Annotated in this window: 11 protein-coding genes; 1 reads left to right on the top strand and 10 read right to left on the bottom strand. The window is 70.1% G+C overall.

Translation table 11 applies throughout. The features are described 5' to 3' along the window. Positions 1 to 38 precede the first annotated feature (38 nt). The 7 genes from ABZ490_RS40845 to ABZ490_RS40815 all read right to left on the bottom strand — a co-directional run bounded on the left by ABZ490_RS40845 (position 39) and on the right by ABZ490_RS40815 (position 7,663). Positions 39 to 2,324: a CoA transferase gene (locus ABZ490_RS40845; RefSeq protein WP_359002418.1), complete on the bottom strand. Its 2,286-nt coding sequence runs from the start codon at positions 2,322 to 2,324 to the stop codon at positions 39 to 41. Next, the gene (locus ABZ490_RS40840; protein ID WP_359002416.1) at positions 2,324 to 3,115 is read right to left on the bottom strand and encodes an enoyl-CoA hydratase/isomerase family protein; all 792 of its coding nucleotides are present in this window, start codon (positions 3,113 to 3,115) and stop codon (positions 2,324 to 2,326) included. Before ABZ490_RS40840 ends, ABZ490_RS40845 begins: the two co-directional genes overlap by 1 nt. Further along, positions 3,112 to 3,525: an OB-fold domain-containing protein gene (locus ABZ490_RS40835; protein WP_359002414.1), complete on the bottom strand. Its 414-nt coding sequence runs from the start codon at positions 3,523 to 3,525 to the stop codon at positions 3,112 to 3,114. Before ABZ490_RS40835 ends, ABZ490_RS40840 begins: the two co-directional genes overlap by 4 nt. A gap of 8 nt (positions 3,526 to 3,533) precedes the next feature. After that, on the bottom strand, positions 3,534 to 4,670 hold the full coding sequence (locus tag ABZ490_RS40830) for a thiolase family protein (protein ID WP_359002412.1): 1,137 nt from the start codon (positions 4,668 to 4,670) through the stop codon (positions 3,534 to 3,536). 181 nt (positions 4,671 to 4,851) lie between these two features. Continuing rightward, the gene (locus tag ABZ490_RS40825) at positions 4,852 to 5,712 is read right to left on the bottom strand and encodes an SDR family NAD(P)-dependent oxidoreductase (RefSeq protein WP_359002410.1); all 861 of its coding nucleotides are present in this window, start codon (positions 5,710 to 5,712) and stop codon (positions 4,852 to 4,854) included. Continuing rightward, on the bottom strand, positions 5,709 to 6,950 hold the full coding sequence (locus tag ABZ490_RS40820) for a cytochrome P450 (RefSeq protein WP_359002408.1): 1,242 nt from the start codon (positions 6,948 to 6,950) through the stop codon (positions 5,709 to 5,711). Before ABZ490_RS40820 ends, ABZ490_RS40825 begins: the two co-directional genes overlap by 4 nt. 44 nt (positions 6,951 to 6,994) lie before the next feature. Further along, positions 6,995 to 7,663, bottom strand: coding sequence for a GntR family transcriptional regulator (locus ABZ490_RS40815; protein ID WP_359002406.1), 669 nt, complete (start codon positions 7,661 to 7,663; stop codon positions 6,995 to 6,997). Between the two features lie 195 nt (positions 7,664 to 7,858). On the opposite strand from ABZ490_RS40815, the gene ABZ490_RS40810 reads away from it, so the two are divergent. Beyond that, positions 7,859 to 8,824 (top strand): NADPH:quinone oxidoreductase family protein, encoded by a 966-nt coding sequence (locus ABZ490_RS40810; RefSeq protein WP_359002403.1) that lies wholly within the window; start codon positions 7,859 to 7,861, stop codon positions 8,822 to 8,824. A gap of 359 nt (positions 8,825 to 9,183) precedes the next feature. On the opposite strand, the gene ABZ490_RS40805 is transcribed toward ABZ490_RS40810, so the two are convergent. The 3 genes from ABZ490_RS40805 to ABZ490_RS40795 form a co-directional block, all read right to left on the bottom strand. Then, positions 9,184 to 11,265: an RICIN domain-containing protein gene (locus ABZ490_RS40805; protein WP_359002401.1), complete on the bottom strand. Its 2,082-nt coding sequence runs from the start codon at positions 11,263 to 11,265 to the stop codon at positions 9,184 to 9,186. A 76-nt stretch (positions 11,266 to 11,341) separates the two neighbouring features. After that, a complete protein-coding gene (locus ABZ490_RS40800) occupies positions 11,342 to 12,268 on the bottom strand; it encodes a hypothetical protein (protein ID WP_359002399.1) in 927 nt (308 codons plus the stop codon). A 655-nt stretch (positions 12,269 to 12,923) separates the two neighbouring features. Further along, a complete protein-coding gene (locus ABZ490_RS40795) occupies positions 12,924 to 15,194 on the bottom strand; it encodes a LuxR C-terminal-related transcriptional regulator (RefSeq protein ID WP_359002397.1) in 2,271 nt (756 codons plus the stop codon). Between the last annotated feature and the right edge of the window lie 199 nt (positions 15,195 to 15,393).

Below are 15,393 nucleotides of genomic sequence, written 5' to 3'. Positions count from 1 at the left end.
CCTGGAGGGTGTCGGTACGGGGTACGGGGTCTGGGAGGTCAGGGGGCGCGGTGAAGGCCGCCGAGGAGTTCGTCCACGGCCCGGTCTTCCAGGTGTCCGGCGTTCTCGCCGTGCGCGGGTGCGGGAGCCGGGTCGGGCGGGGTGTGGCCGTGGAGGATCATGGGGAATCCCTTCAGCCACTCGGGGACGTGCAGTGCCGCGCGCCGCTCGCGGTAGCGGGGGTCGCGTGCACGGTCCGCGGCGGTGTTCACGGGCACGGCGGGAACGCCGACGCGGCGCAGTTCCGCCACGGCCCGGTCGCGGGGGCGTCGGGACGTCCATGCGGCGATGGCGGTGTCGACGGTGTCCTGGTGGCTCAGCCACCAGTCCTCCGGCTCGTGGCCGGGCAGGGCAGTGATCACCTCGGCCAGCGCATTTCGGTGTCCGGCGCTGGTGCAGGCGATCGCCAGCCAGCTGTCGGGCTCCGCGGCCGGGTACGTGTCGTGCGGAGCGGCGCCGGGGCGGCGGTTGCCGTCCGGGGCGGGCATACGCCCCGTCCACACGTACTCGCCGAGCTGATCGGCCAGCGTCCAGGCGACGGTCTCCCGCTGCGAGACGTCCAGATGGGTGCCGCGCCGACCGCTGGTGACGGCGTCCGCGACCAGGGCGGCCCCGACGAAGGACACCACCTGGTCCGGATAGTTGACGTCACCGCCCGACCACATGGGCCGCCCCCCCGGGTATCCGGTGACGGCCGCGAGGCCGGAGAGCAGGTCGAGGGTCGAGCCGAAGGAACCGTACGAGGCCTCGGGCCCCAGGACGCCCTGGCTGGACAGGGACAGATAGACGAGGTCGGGGTTGAGCCGATGGGCGGTGGCGTGGTCGATGCCCATACGGGCGGTCACGCCCACCCGGAAGTTCTCGATCAGTACGTCCGCCCGGCGGATGAGCTCATGGGCCGTGGCCCTGCCCTGCTCGGTCTTCAGGTCCAGGCACAGACCCCGCTTGCCCGCGTTGTTGGAGGCGAACATCGGAGAGGGCGGGACCGGGCCGTCCACCCGGTCGGCGCTGCCGGGCATCACCCACTTCCGGAACGGGTCCGGGCGCCCCTGTGACTCGATCTTGATGACGGTCGCGCCGTAGTCGCAGAGCAGTCTGCTGGTGGCCGCCCCGGCGGTGATGGTGCCGAAGTCGAGCACGACCAGGCCTCGCAGCGGCGCCGCGTCCTTGCGCCGGACGGCCGCACCGACTCGGGGCGAACGGGCAGTCGGTCGGGACCATGCGGCGGGGCCACCACCGTGCTCGCCCAGCCGGGGTGCCGGCGGGATGGAGCCGGTCGTGCCCCAGGGAAGGCCCACGACAGGGGCGTCCCTACGGCGCGTGCCGGGCGCCAGGACGAATCCCCGGGCGTGGAGCTGTTCGTCGGTCAGCAGGTCGTCCGCGTCGGCGGAGTGACCGAAGGGCAGACCGAGGCGCTGGGCCTCGGTATAGAGCTCCACGGCCCTACGGCCCGCGGCCGCCTCTGCGATCACAGCCCACCACTCCTGCGAGCGCCGGGCCCGCTGCTCGGGGTCGTCGAGGCCGGGTTCGCTCAGGCGCGGGTCGCCGAACAGCTCGACGACGGCCGGCCACTGGTGCGCGTGGAAGATGACTCCGACCCAGCCGTCCTTGGCGCGCACGACTCGCCAGCCGCCCTGCGACGAGCCGGCTCGCTTGGGAACGCCTCCGCCGAGGTCGTGGAGCACATCGCTCTTCCAGTCCATGGAGGCGGCGACGTCGCTCAGGGCGACCTCGACGACATCGCCGTGTCCCGTGCGGTCGCGGTCGAGCAGGGTGAGCATGGCGCCGTACAGGCCGACGAAGGCGGCGGCGTGGGCGGTCTGTTCGCCGCCGAGGCTGAGCGGGCGCCGGTCCGGCTCACCGATCATGGTGGCCAGTCCGCCGTACGACTCCGCCAGCAGGCTGTCGCCGACCATCTCGGCGTACTCCCCGGTCAGCCCGAACGCCGTCAGCGAGACCACGACGATCCGGGGAAACCGCTGCCGGAGCCGGTCGAGGTCCAGGCCCTCGGCCGCGGCCGCGGCCGGTGTGAGATCGGTGATGAGCACATCGGCACCGGCCAGCGGGCTCGTCTCGGCGGCTGCCAGTTGCTCGGGCCTGAGTACGGTACTGCGCTTGCCCGCGCCGAGGGCCGCGAAGGTGAACTCCCTGGCCCGCAGTGGGTTCCCGGTGGGCGGCTCGCACAGCAGGACGTCGTGGCCGAGGGCGGCGAACAGCCGTCCGCACGCCGCCCCCGCGACCGACTCGGTGACCTCGACCACCCGGAAGGTGCGCTGCCCGGACATCAGCCCTGCCCCGGGTTGCGCTCGCCCGCCCGGAACCGGCCCAGGCCCTCGGCCAGAGCGGTGCTGCGGGCGCGCAGCTCATCGGCGACCTCGTACCCGTAGGCGATGGCCTCGCTCCACCCGGAGATCTCTCCGGGGATCTTCCACAGCGCCCGCTTCGACCATTCCAGCGCGGTCGCGTCGAACGAGGCCACGCGGTTGGCGAGGTCGGTGGCTGCGGCGTCCAGTTCCTCCAGAGGGACGGAGAGGTTGACCAGGCCCCATTCGGCCGCGGTGGGACCGCTGACGCGGTCGGCGGTGAGCACCAGCCAGGCCGCGTGCTTCGGCTGGAGCCGCAGCTGGGCGGCGGGCCCGGCGAGGGTGGGATAGAGGCCGAAGCCGATCTCCGGCATGCCGATCCGGGCCTCGTCTGCCGCGATGGCGAGGTCGGCGACGTTGATGAGGGTGGAGCCCCCGCCGAGGGCGGTGCCGTTGACGGCGGCGATGACGACGGCGGGGTGGTTACGGATCTCCTCCTGCACGGCCGCCCACTCGCTGCGCCGGTCGAGTTCCGTGTCCCCGGTGCTGACGTCGCCCTCCTTGAGGTCGACGCCGGCACAGAAGGCGGGGCCGTTGCCGGTCAGGATGATCACCTTGGACCGGCCCCGGCACTCGTCGAGAGCACGCACGATGCCGACACGTGCTGCTCGGTTCATGGCGTTGCGCTTCGCGGGGCGGTTGAACGTGATACGGGAGACGCCGTTGTCCTGATGCTCGACGAGAACGACCTCTTCGGTCACGGGGGCGCTCACGGGGTGACCACCCTGAACTTCGGAATGGCCCGGTCCTCGGAGACCTGCTCGAAGACGACCTCCAGCGGCATGCCGCACTCCAGGTCCTGCGGCGGGTCGACGAGCGTGGTCATCAGATACGGCCCCTCCGCCAGCTGGACGAAGGCCACCAGGTACGGGACCTCGTCGGCGAAGGCGGGAAAGTACTTCTGGTGCATGACGATCCAGGACCAGAGCGTCGCCCTGCCGCTGGCCGCGCGCCACTCGAAGCCCTCGTCGAGGGTGACCGGGTCGACCGGTGACTCGGGGAAGCGGGGGGTGCCGGAGTCTCCGTACTGGAGCCGGAGTTCACCGGCGAGGGTGCCCTCCCAGAAGGCGCGGTTGGCGTCCGTGACCGGCGGGAGCATCTCGATGAGCTTCTGGTTGTCCATGGGCTTGCTCACTCCCCGACCAGGACGTGCGACGTGACGATGGGCGAGGCGCAGATGTACTGGGCGACGTCGCAGTCCGCCACCTGGCGCGGGCCGGCCTCGCCGCGGATCTGGCGCACGGCCTCGACGTGGTGGCCCCAGCCCTGCATGTAGCTCTCGCCGGTGTGGCCGCCCGCGGTATTGACGGGCATCTCGCCGTCGCGGGCGATGCGATCCGGGCTCGCCCATTTCCAGGCCTCGCCGCGCGGTGCGTGGTCGAAGCCCTCCAGGCTGAACAGCACGGTGGGGGTGAAGTTGTCGTAGATCTGGAGGCAGTCCATGTCCTGCGGGCCGTAACCCGACTCGGCGTACACCCGACGGGCCACGTCCTGGGAAGCGGAGTAGAAGAAGTCGGTGCTGGTGTAGAAGTTGCTGACGCTGCCCCGAGCCGCGGTGGCCGCCACCCGCACCGGCCGCTTGGCCAGGTCACGGGCCCGTTCCAGGGTGGTGAGGATCAGCGCGACGCCGCCGTCGTTGATGATGCAGTAGTCGTACAGGCGCAGCGGGTCGGCGATGTGGCGGGCGGCGAGGTACTGCTCCTCGGTGATTTCGTCGCGCATCACGGCGACGTCGTTGAGGGCGGCATTGCGGCGGTTGTTGATCGCGATCGGGGCGAGGGCGCCGTCGGGCACGCCGTACTCGTGCATGTAACGGCGGTACATCATCGCGACGTACGCGCCCGGGGACGTCATGCCGTACATCGCGTCGTACCGGGTGGTGGGACTGTCGGTGTAGGCACCGCCGTAAGTCATCTTCACCGAGCGGCCGTTGTTGCCGTACACGCAGGCCACGACGTCGGCCTGACCGGTCTCGATCAGGGAGACGGCGTGCTGGACGGCGACGCCGCTCATCCGGCCGGAGCCTTCCATGGCGTTGATGACGCGAGGGTTGGGGATGCCGAGCACATGGGCGCCGTGCTCGTAGTGGAAACGGGCGGTGAGGAGGCCGTCGACCTCGTCCTTGTGCAGGCCGGCGTCGTCGAGCGCGAGGCGCAGGGCCTGCGCGCCGAGCGCGTAGGCGTCGCGCTGGGCGTCCTTGTTGGCGTAGAGCGCGCCGAAGTCGGTCTGGCCGACGCCGACGATCGCCACTTGCCTTCGTTCAGGCATGGTTCAGTCCTGGGTGCTGGTCATTTCGGGGAATGACGGGGTGACGCGAGGGGCCGTGAGGCGCGGTTTCCGCTGCCCGGCCGCCGATCGCGGGAAGGTGAGGGGTGAAGCAGAGAAACGATGGGGGTGCCGAGCGCCGACTGTCACGCGTCCAGTGGCACGGGCGGCGAGGACGTGCTGCTCAGCCCTGCGAGAAGGGGCACTTGGAGGCGTCGCCCGTGCCGTCGTGAGCGTGGTCGTCCGGGCCGTCCAGGAGGGGAAGTGCCTGGATGTCGGCCATGAGGTCGCGCGCGTGCTCCATGGCGAAGGCGCGGCTGTGCGGGTTGGTGGCGATGACCGCCGTGCCCTTGAGCAGGCCGTCGAACGCCGCTGCGGCGACCTCGGCGGGCTCCTGGGCGAAGGGTTCGATGGCGGCTGCCGCGTGGGAGTCGGCGGCGACGATCGCCCTGACCCGCTCGGTGCGGACCCAGCCGGGGGTGAGGAGGGAGACGCCGACGCCGAAGTCCTTCAGGTCGCGGCGCGCGGTGTCGGTGAGACCGAGCGCGGCGTACTTCGACGCGGTGTACGTGCTCATGGGCATCACGTGGGGCGGGACGCCGAGGGAGTGTTCGGAGCCGGTGTTGAGGATGTACGCCGGCCCGCCTCGCGCGGCCGCGTCCTTCAGCGACGGCGCGAAGGCGTGGACGACGTGGAACATACCGAGCACGTTGACGTCGAAGAGACGTTTCGCCGCGCTCGGGTCCACGTCCTGGAGCGCACCGGCCACACCGATGCCGGCGTTGTTGCACACCACGTTGACGCCACCGAACCGCTCAATGGTGGCCTCAGTCAACTTTTTGACCTGCGAATAGTCCGTTGTGTCGGTCCGCAGCCACTCCGCTGTGGCGCCGTCTGCCCGCAGGCCCTCCACCGCCGCGCTCGCGTCCTCCACGTCGGCGATCATCACCCGGGCACCGCGGGCCGCGGCTTCGCGGGCGAGGGCCAGGCCGACGCCGGTGGCGCCGCCGGTCACGACGACGACGGCGTCGGTCAGAGTGCTCATGAGTGGGTCTCCTGCCGGTCGGCCGTGGCGACGGTGACGGGCATGGACAGGAGCTTGTTGATGAAGGTGCTCCAGCCGCGTCTGGGCGCGCCGTTCAGGGCGCAGCTGATGCCGCGGCGATGCATCTCCTCGAAGAGGATCTTGAGTTCGAGCTTGGCGAGGTTCTTGCCGACGCAGTGGTGCGGACCGCCGCCGAAGGCCATGTGCGCGTTCGTGGTCCGGGACGGGTCGAAGCGGTGCGGGTCGGTGAAGACGGCCGGGTCGCGGTTGGCGGCGGTGAAGAACATCTGCACCAGATCACCCTCACGCATCTGCGTGCCGTGGAAGTCGGTGTCCCGGGTCACCGTGCGGGCCATGTTCATGGCCGGAGTGACGAACCGCAGGAACTCGTCGACCAGCCCGTCCAGGTTGCCGGCGGCGACGGCCTCGCGGGTGACCTCGGCGATCTGCGGGTCCTCCAGGATCAGCCGCATCGACTGCGCGATCACCGTGTGCGTCGTCTCGAATCCGGCGACGAGAAGCAGGCTGAGGTAGTGCAGGAACTCGGGATGACTGATCTCTCCGCGCTCGACACACTGGGCGAGCACGGTGGCGAAGTCGTCCTGGGGGGCCCGCAGCTTGTCCGCTCGTAGCTGGTCCAGGTAGGCGAAGACCTCCGGCAGCAGCGCCATGGTGGACTCGCCGCCGTCGGGCTGCTCCGCGGCGTCGAAGATCGCGAGCGTCCAGTCCACGATGCGCTGACGGTCCTCGTACGGCACTCCCATCACGCGGGCGATGACGCGGGAGGGGATGATGGCCGCCACGTCGTCCACCCAGTTGACGTCGCCTCGGGCGGAGATGTCCTCCAGCACCTCCACGACGATCTCGCGTACCCAGCCGTCGAAGTTGGCGATGACCCGTGGGCCGAAGGACCGGGCGGCGGCCCGGCGCAGCCGACTGTGGACGGGCGGGTCATTGTACATGATGTTGTGCCGGAACTCGGTCTCCGACGAGGGAAGGCTCGGAAAGAACGGACCCCACCGGGAGCTGAAGAGCTCGGGGTTCCGTTCGACCTCGGCGATGTCGGCGTGCCGGGTGAGGCACCAGAACCCGCCGTTGCGGGTGCCCGCCTTTGCGGGCTGCCAGTACAGCCCCGGCTGCTCCCTGACCGTGTCGAGGGACTCATGGGGCACCCGGGAGGCGAAGGTCGCCGGGTCCGACAGGTCCGGTATCGCCGGGGCGACGGTGTCCATACTCATTGCTGCACTTCCTTGTGCTCTCGGTCTTCTCGCCGACCTCGACTTCAGTCGGCGTCCTGCTCCAGCAGACCCATCGCGACCTTCGCGGACGCTCTGGCCGCGGCGACGTGCCGACGCGCCACCTCCGCCGCGTCGACGGCGGATCGGCGCCGGATCGCCTCGACGAGGTCGGCGTACTCCTGCTTGGTGACGGTCATACGGCCCGGGGTGGCGGCCGAGACCCGGCGCAGCGCGTGGATGCGGCTGTAGAGGCCGCCCAGCATGTCCGCCAGCATGGGGTTGCGGCAGCCGTCGAGCAGGACCTTGTCGAAACGGTCCAGCACGTCCTTGTTGCCGTCGCCACCCGGGGTCACCTCGTGCGCGACGGACGCCAGTGCGTCCACCTCTTCCTGAGAGGCCCGCTCGACGAACAGACGCACCGCCAGCGGCTCCAGCTCGGCGCGGATCTCGTAGATCTGCTCGATCTCCTCCCCGGTCGGGATGCTCACCCGCAGCCCACGGCTCGGCGACTCCTCGACCAGTCCTTCGGCCTGCAGCCGCCTCAGCGCCTCGCGCACCGAGGTGCGGCTCACGCCGGTCAGCTCGGTGAGCTCCCGCTCGGTGAGTCTGCGACCAGGCTGCAACGCCCCGTCCAGGATGGCCTCGCGCAGGGCATCGACCACCTTGTCCCGTACGAGCTTGTCCTGCTTCACCCGAAGGTCGAGCCCGGCCACGTCACACCTCTGCTTCCCGGGGATGAACTTTGTATGACGGAATACAGAGTGCCGTCTACCGGGTACCGGCGTCAATGGGTCGGCCGGGACCGAGGTGCGTCGACGTCTCAAACTGCTCCGCCGTCTTTGTCACCCAGGTGCACTTCTGCAACTCTGGCCGCACAGCGCGGAAGGCGCGGTTCCGTGGAGGTCCGCATGCAGGCATGGCACGTGAGCGGGAGCGGTGAGCCGAGCGATGTGATGCGGCTCATGGAGGTCGAGCGGCCCGCCCCGGGCGCCGGGCAGGTGCTGTTGAAGGTGCGCGCCGCGAACGTCAACTTCCCCGACGCGCTGCTGTGCCGGGGCCAGTACCAGGTCAGACCACCGCTGCCGTTCACGCCCGGCCTGGAGTTCTGCGGCGAGACGGTGGACGGACGACGGGTGATCGCCACCCCGGTGCTGCCGCACGGCGCGTTCGCCGAGTACGCGATCGCGGACGCCGCCGACGTGCTGCCCGCTCCCGACGCGCTCGACGACGCCGAGGCCGCGGCGCTGCACGTCGGCTATCAGACGGGCTGGTTCGCGCTGCACCGGCGGGCGCGACTCCAGGCGGGGGAAACCCTGCTCGTCCACGCTGCCGCCGGAGGGGTCGGCAGCGCCGCCGTACAGCTCGGCAAGGCCGCGGGAGCCAGGGTTATCGGCGTCGCGGGCGGGGCGCGGAAGGCGGCCGCGGCGCGGGAACTGGGGTGCGACGTCGTCATCGACCGGCTGACGGAGGACGTCATCGCCACCGTGCAGGAGGCCACGCGAGGCCGGGGCCCAGACGTGATCTACGACCCGGTCGGCGGCGAGGCGTACGTACAGTCCACGAAGGTCGTCGCCTTCGAAGGGCGCATCGTGGTGGTGGGGTTCGCCGGCGGATCCGTCCCTCGCCCGGCCCTGAACCACGCCTTGGTCAAGAACTACTCCATCCTCGGTCTGTACACCGGCCGGTACAGGACGGAGAACCCGAAGCTGGTCCAGCACTGCCATGAACAGCTCACCGAGATGTCCGCGCGGGGAGCGATCAGGCCGATGGTCAGTGAGCGCGTGCCGCTGGAGGGGGCGGCGGACGCCGTACAGCGCGTCGCCGACGGCCTGACCATCGGCCGGGCGGTCGTACTGACGGGGAGGACTTCGTAGAACTACCGGTAATTGGGGGCCGACTCCACCCCGATGCTTGTCGGCATGGGCGCATCTGTGCGCCCTCGGGCCGGAACGTGACCGGTTTCTCCTTCGGATTCGCCGCCGGCGTGGCGTAGGCGTCACAGGTCTTCTTGCGATTCCTCCCAGGCGTAAACGCCTGGGGTTCCTCGCAAGAATGTCGCTGAAGTGGACAGATCCAGCCCGGACGGGTGGTCAAGCACGGCGAAGCTCCTGGCGGAGAAGGTTGGTCTTGGTCGACAACCCATCTGCCAGGAGCTTCGTCGTCCTGTTACTCCAACTGCCCCAGGCCGTGGGTAGGTTGGAAGAGCCTTATCGGACCGACAAGCCCTGCGTGGTCAGTTGACGAGGGTGAGCTGCCACTGCTGGTCCGCGCTGCCGGTGTCGGTCCACTGCACGGCGGCGGCGCCCGCGGTCGTGGACGCGCTGGAGATGCCGAGCAGCAGGCCGCTGTTCTTGTTCACCAGCTTGACGTAGCCGCCGCCGACGTCGACCACCTGCCACCGCTGGTCCGCGCTGCCGTTGTCGGTCCACTGCACGGCGGCGGCGCCCGCGGTCTTGGACGCGCTGGAGATGCCGAGCAGCAGGCCGCTGTTCACATCCACGATCTTGTAGTAGCCCGTTTCAGCGGCCACCAGCTTCCACTGCTCGTTGGTCGTGGTGTCGCGGTCGAGCTGCACGGCCGCGCCGTTGGGAGCGGTCGAGGCTCCGGTGATGCCCAGGCTGAGGTTGCTGTTCTTGTTGATGATCTGCATGACCGGGGCCGTCTGGCTCGCCACAGTGATCTGGCCGGGGTAGGCGGTCAGCAGGGGGCTGGTGACCGACGACGGTGCGTCGGTGTTGACCACGATCCGGTCGCTCATCCCGTCGTAGTGCACGGACAGGCTGTAGAACACCGTGGAGCCGGCGGGCTGGATCTGGTCGACGGCGGCGGCGATGATCTCCTGGACCTTGGCGGCGGTGAACAGGACGCTCTTGGCGGTGGTGGGAGTGGGCCAGCTGGTCGGGGTGGCGCCGGTGGAGTCGGTCCAGCTGGTCGGCTGCTGCAGGTTGTTGATGTCCCCCGAGTAGTCGGACGGGAAGATGATCACCGGGCCGATCTTCGGATCCTGGAAGGAGGCCAGGGCGCAGTTGTAGTCGGCCAGGGCCTGCAGCTGCTCGCTCGCTGCGGTCGCGCCCCCGGCGTTGCCGGGGTTGGTGTCGAGCGAGACCTGGGGCGCGCACGTGGCGGGCGCGGTGTTGGCGGGCGGCCCCTGGATGACGAGCTGGTTGGGGTACTGGGTGGCCAGCGGGCCGGTGAGGGACGAGGGGGCGTTGGTCTGCGCGATGATCCGGTCGCTCATGCCGTCGTAGTGCACGGACAGGGAGTAGGTGGTGTCGCCGTCGGGCTGGATCGCGTTGACGACCGCGTCCTGCACGGTGTCGATCTGGTCCAGGGTGAACTCGACACTCTTGGCGGTGGTGGGGGTGGGCCAGCTGGTCGGGGTGGCGCCGGTGGAGTCGGTCCAGCCGCTCGGGTGTTGCAGGTTGTTGATGTCGCCGGTGTAGTCGGACGGGAAGATGATGACGGGACCGATGTTCGGGTCTTCGAACGCGGTCAGGGCGCCGTTGTTTTCGGCGAGTTCCTCCACTTCCTCCCACTGGGCGCCGGCGTCGGCCTGGACCTGGGTGGCGTTCAGGGCGTGGTCGTAGACGCGGAAGTTGCGCATCTTGCCCTTGAAGTAGTGGTCCGTCGCGTACAGGGAGCGGCCGATGAAGTCCGCGGTGGTGACGCCGCCGCCGATCGCACCCGGCGTGACGTTGATCGAGGTGTTCTGGGACACCTGCACGCCGTCCTTGTAGAGGGTGCCGGTGGTGCCGGTCTGGGTGTAGGTGACGTGTGTCCAGGTTCCGGACGGCAGCGCGGTGCCGGGGCTGGTGGTCTTCTCGCCGGTGTAGTTGGTGGTGGTGATGGAGCTGCGGAAGTTGTTACCGCTGGCCATCAGGTAGCCGTTCCCTTGGCCGTTGCTGGTGTTGGTGTTGCCGAAGCCGTAGAGGAAGTACGGGGTGGCCTGGGTGGAGTCGATCCATGTGTCGAAGGAGACGGTGATGGAGTTGAGCCCGGCCATGATGTTGTTGGGGGCCTTGATGTAGGTGTCGGTGCCGTTGAAGGTCAGGCCCTGGTCGCCGCCCCAGGAGGCGGTTCCCCCGACGGTGCCGTCGTTGCCGTGGCCGGAGGAGTCGGTGGCGACCGTGCCCGAGGCCTCGTTGAGCGGATACCACAGCAGCAGGCCGTTGACTGTGTCGGCATGTGCGGGCTCGGCCGGCAGCAGTGAGCCGGCCCCCAGCAGCAGGGGCAGAAGGGCGAACAGAGCGAAGCGCGAGCGCCCCCAGGGCGTGGTGCGTCTGCGGCCCCGCGCTGTGCATGCGTTGTCCGGCATGGTCTTCCTCGGGTGCGGGAGGTGAGCGGTCACGGTGGCGTACGCGTCGCCTGGTGCGTGGGGAGTCGGGTCGGTCTCAGCCACCGTTGCCGCCCCTGCACCGGTTGACTGTCGCGCAGCCGCGGTGATACGGATTCCCCGGGATGGGGGGGACGGCGAGGTCGGTGTTCACGCCGAAATGGGCCGCCGGGTCGGCGCCCGGGTCATAGGAGATCTGCGCCTGAGTGTGAGCGGAGTTGCCCGCATAGCGGTCATAGGTGAACGTCTGGGTCCGGAAGTCGATCCTTCCGTTCGTCATGCGCGCCCTCATGCGGTAGATGCGCACGCCCATGACCGCGGTGTTCGGAATGTGGTGGACGTAGGCCCACTCCTGCTGGCTCGCGTAGCGCTCCAGCGTCGGGTCCCCGCGAACCTCGTCGGGGATGTAGAGGGCATTGCGTGCCATGTGGGAATCGATGACATACACGTAGCTGTCCGCTTCCACCCACCCGTTGAGGCAGTCCTCGTAACGCCACCAGCCGAGTCCTGGAACGGTGGACCATTGCGCGAACCGCCCGGCCCGGCATTGGGGCTGCGACGCCGCCGAGGCGAGATTGCGGCCGCCCTGGCTGCGGGCGAATGTCTCCGACTCCGACAGCGCCGCGCTCGTGGAGATGTAGCCGCTGTTCGCGGCGTTGCCTCCGCGCACGTGGCGGGGGATGTTGTAGTCGGTGCCGACCGCCGTGAAGCCGTGGCGGAAGATGTCGTACGGCGACCGCGAGTCGCCGCGGTACACCTGGGTCGGCAACTGCCGTTGGCTGACCTCGTCGTTGTTGACCACATTGGAACACGAGGTCCCGTTGCCGAAGCCTGACGAGCAGGAGTAGAGCCCTGCGGCGCGCGCCGGACTGGTCCAGAGGAGGGCCTGGGTCAGCATGGCGGCGGCGGCGAGGAGCGCCGCGAGCGCCGATACCCGGTATCGCATCCGCCACCTGGGCAGATGCATTGCTGCTCGATCGAACATGAGCTCTCCGTGTCGGGGAGTGGTTGCGGCTGTGCGCCTGCGGCGCCGCCGGGGTGAGAGCGCTCTCAGGCGCGGACCAGTGCGTACCGTCTTCGTGCGGGGGAGGGCGCGGAGCCGTGCGCCGGGCTGGACCCGCTGTGACGTGGCACAAGGGTCGGTCCGCAGGTGCCTCCGCAGCTACTGGTATTTCTGCGGGTCTCGCGGTACCCGGTAGTTTTACGAGGTGGGTCGTTCCTCTGCATCCTGGAGGTGGTGAAGCAGGTTGCCCTGCGCGATCACCGAGTTGCTCGGAGTGCGCGATGCGTGTCGCACTGAGAGCGCGCCCGCTTGCGATCGTGGAGCCGGTGGCACTCTGGGCTTCAGCGGATGCCGGCCATGGCCGACTGGCGGGAGACGCGCCGCAGTCCGCGATGGTAGCGCCGCCGGCTTTGGGACGAGCAGATGCTCGCTCCGCTGCGGCAGCCGGGTGCCACCTGCATCGCCACGGGGCGACTCGCCGAGACGGTGGACGTGGTCTTCCCTCGGCATCCGGATGCCGAGATCACCCGGTTCGCCACCTGCCGCGGTACGAAGCCCCCAGTCGACGCGCCACCCATCACCCGGGCTCAGGCTGGGCCGAGTGGCCGTCGGTCACCCCACGCCACCGGGCGTGACTTCACTGGGTGGGTGGTGCTTGCGTGGCCCACCAGGCGGCGACCTGCGCCCGGCTGCCGAAGCCGAGCTTGGCGCGGATGTTCCCCACGTGGAAGTCGACCGTGCGCAGGGAGAGGACCAGCCTGGCGGCGATCTGCCGATTGCTCATGCCTCTGGCCACCAACGCGGCCACCTCCAGCTCCCGACGCGTCAGAGGGCCGGGAGCGGGTGTTGGGGCGGCGGCCGGTTCGACGTCGTCGGCGAGGGCACAGTCGATGGCCTGCCTGGGGTTGTCGTGGCCGCCACCGACCGTGAGTGCCCTCTCGTACCCCTGCTGTCCCAGTGCTCGTACGACCGACTGTTCGCACCGTGCGTGGTCGTCGTCCAGCGGCGGACCGAACGCGGAGATGTCCGCACCCACATCGCGCCACATCTTGCGCGTGGACCCGAGTATCCGGCCCGCTCGCTCGCACTCGCCGTAGGAAGCGAGGATCCAGGCGAGCGTCTCCAGCATCAGCGCCGCGCTGAGCGGCTCGTTGAAGCCCCGCTCGATCTCGAGCGCGGCCCGGATCAGCCCCAGGGCTTCCGCACGCTCGCCCTGCCTCCACGCGTGGCAGCTCAGCGTCCACAGCGCATGCGCGCGCGCCCACCGCTCACCGTGCGCCTCCGCCAACGCGACCGCGCGTCGGCCGGTCTCCCGCCCCCGCGGATCTCCCAAGTCCATCTGCACGGCACCCAGTTGGAACAGCTCGAACACCGCCGGGGCCTTCCCCGCGGCCGTCGTGTGGGCGGCGACCGCACACTCGAACAACGGCATCGCCTCCGCCAGCCTCCCCTGGAACGCCGCCTCCATGCCACGAAGGCCCACGACGTGCGCACGCAGCGCCGGGTCGTCCTGCCGCTCGGCCAGCTCTCCGGCCTCGGCCAGCCACCGGTCGGCTGCCGCACGGTCGCTCTGCAGCAGCGCCGCCCAGGACGCGGCGCACAGCGCCCGGGCGCGAGCCGGAGTGGGGTCGGGCGCGGCGGCGAGAGCACGGTCGAGCTGCCGTCGCCCTTCGGCGAGGAATCCGCCGGCGCACCAGTGGTAGCGCAGCGCGGTGGCCAGCGCGAGGGTGGCCTGCGGATCGTCGCCATGGGCCAGCGCGGCCATCAGATTGGCGTGCTCGGCACGCAGCCTGGTCAGTGCCTCCTCCTGGCCCGGGCCGTACCAGCGGTCGGCGATACCCTCGGCGAGGGCGAGGTGGAAGTCGCGGTGCCTGCGCAGCAGGCGTTTCTCCTCGCCGGACTCGGCGAGCCGCTCCCGGCCGTACTCGCGAATGGTCGCCAGAAGCCGGTAGCGCGGCAGGCCCTCCTCCTCGGTGGGCAGGACGACGGACTGGACGACCAGTCCGTCAAGGACGTCCAGCACCTCCGGCGTGGGAAGACCCTCTCCGGCACAGACGTCCTCGGCCGCGTCCAGGCCGAAGTCGCCGGCGAAGACCGACAGCCGGTTCCACAGCAGCCGCTCGGCCGGGGAACACAGCTCGTAACTCCATTCCATCGCCGCGCGCAGCGTGCGCTGCCGCGGCCGCGCGGTCCTGCTGCCCCCGGTGAGCAGCGCGAAACGGTCCTCCAGCCGGTCCACGGCCTGTTCCACGGTGAGCGTACGCAGCCGGGACGCGGTCAGCTCGATGGCCAGCGGCAGCCCGTCCAGCTCGGCGCACAGCCGGGAGACCGTGTCCCAGTTGGCGTCGGTGATCCGGAATTCGGGCCGTACGGCGCAGGCGCGGTCCCGCAGGAGTTCGACCGCCTCGTCCGGCACCTTCAGGGGCGGCACCGTGAACACATGCTCACCGGCGATGCCCAGCGTCTGGCGGCTCGTCGCCAGCACACGCAGTCCGGGGCAGGCCGACAGCAGCACGCCCGCCAGTTCGGCGCAGGCGTCGACCAGGTGTTCACAGTTGTCCAGCACGATCAGCGCGCGTCGTTCGGCGAGGCGCTCGGCAAGCCGGTCCAGGGCGGGTCTGTCGCCCAGGTCCGCGATGCCCACAGCGGCGGCGGCCGTGGTCGCCACCGCCGACGGTTCCCGCACCGGTGCCAGGTCGACCAGCCACGTCCCGTCGGGGAAGGCCTTCCGCACCGCAGCGGCCACTTCCAGCGCCAGCCGCGTCTTGCCCACTCCGCCCGTCCCGGTGAGCGTCAGCAACCGCGCCGAGCCAAGGACACGGCGGACCTCGGCGATGTCATGGCGCCTGCCCACGAACGTGGTGAACGCCTCGGGCAGGTTCCCCGTGCGCGACGCGAGAGCGGTCATGCCACTAGCCTCCCACCAGCTCCGAACCTCGCCCGAACGCTCACTCGCCTGCTGGTCGGCGGCCGTATGTGCACCAGGACAAACAACTGACATTTTACATATCAGTATGCCTCGGGCACCCGGTACAGGTTGAGCCCACCGACTCGGCGACCGGCGCCGCGGGGAGAGTTCACGATTCTCCAGCGGGGACTGTCGTCAA

The organism is Streptomyces sp. NPDC005811 (assembly GCF_040630405.1).
Taxonomy (GTDB): domain Bacteria; phylum Actinomycetota; class Actinomycetes; order Streptomycetales; family Streptomycetaceae; genus Streptomyces.
The sequence above is the reverse complement of the archived record's forward strand: the minus strand, read 5'-3'. Positions and strand labels throughout refer to the sequence as shown.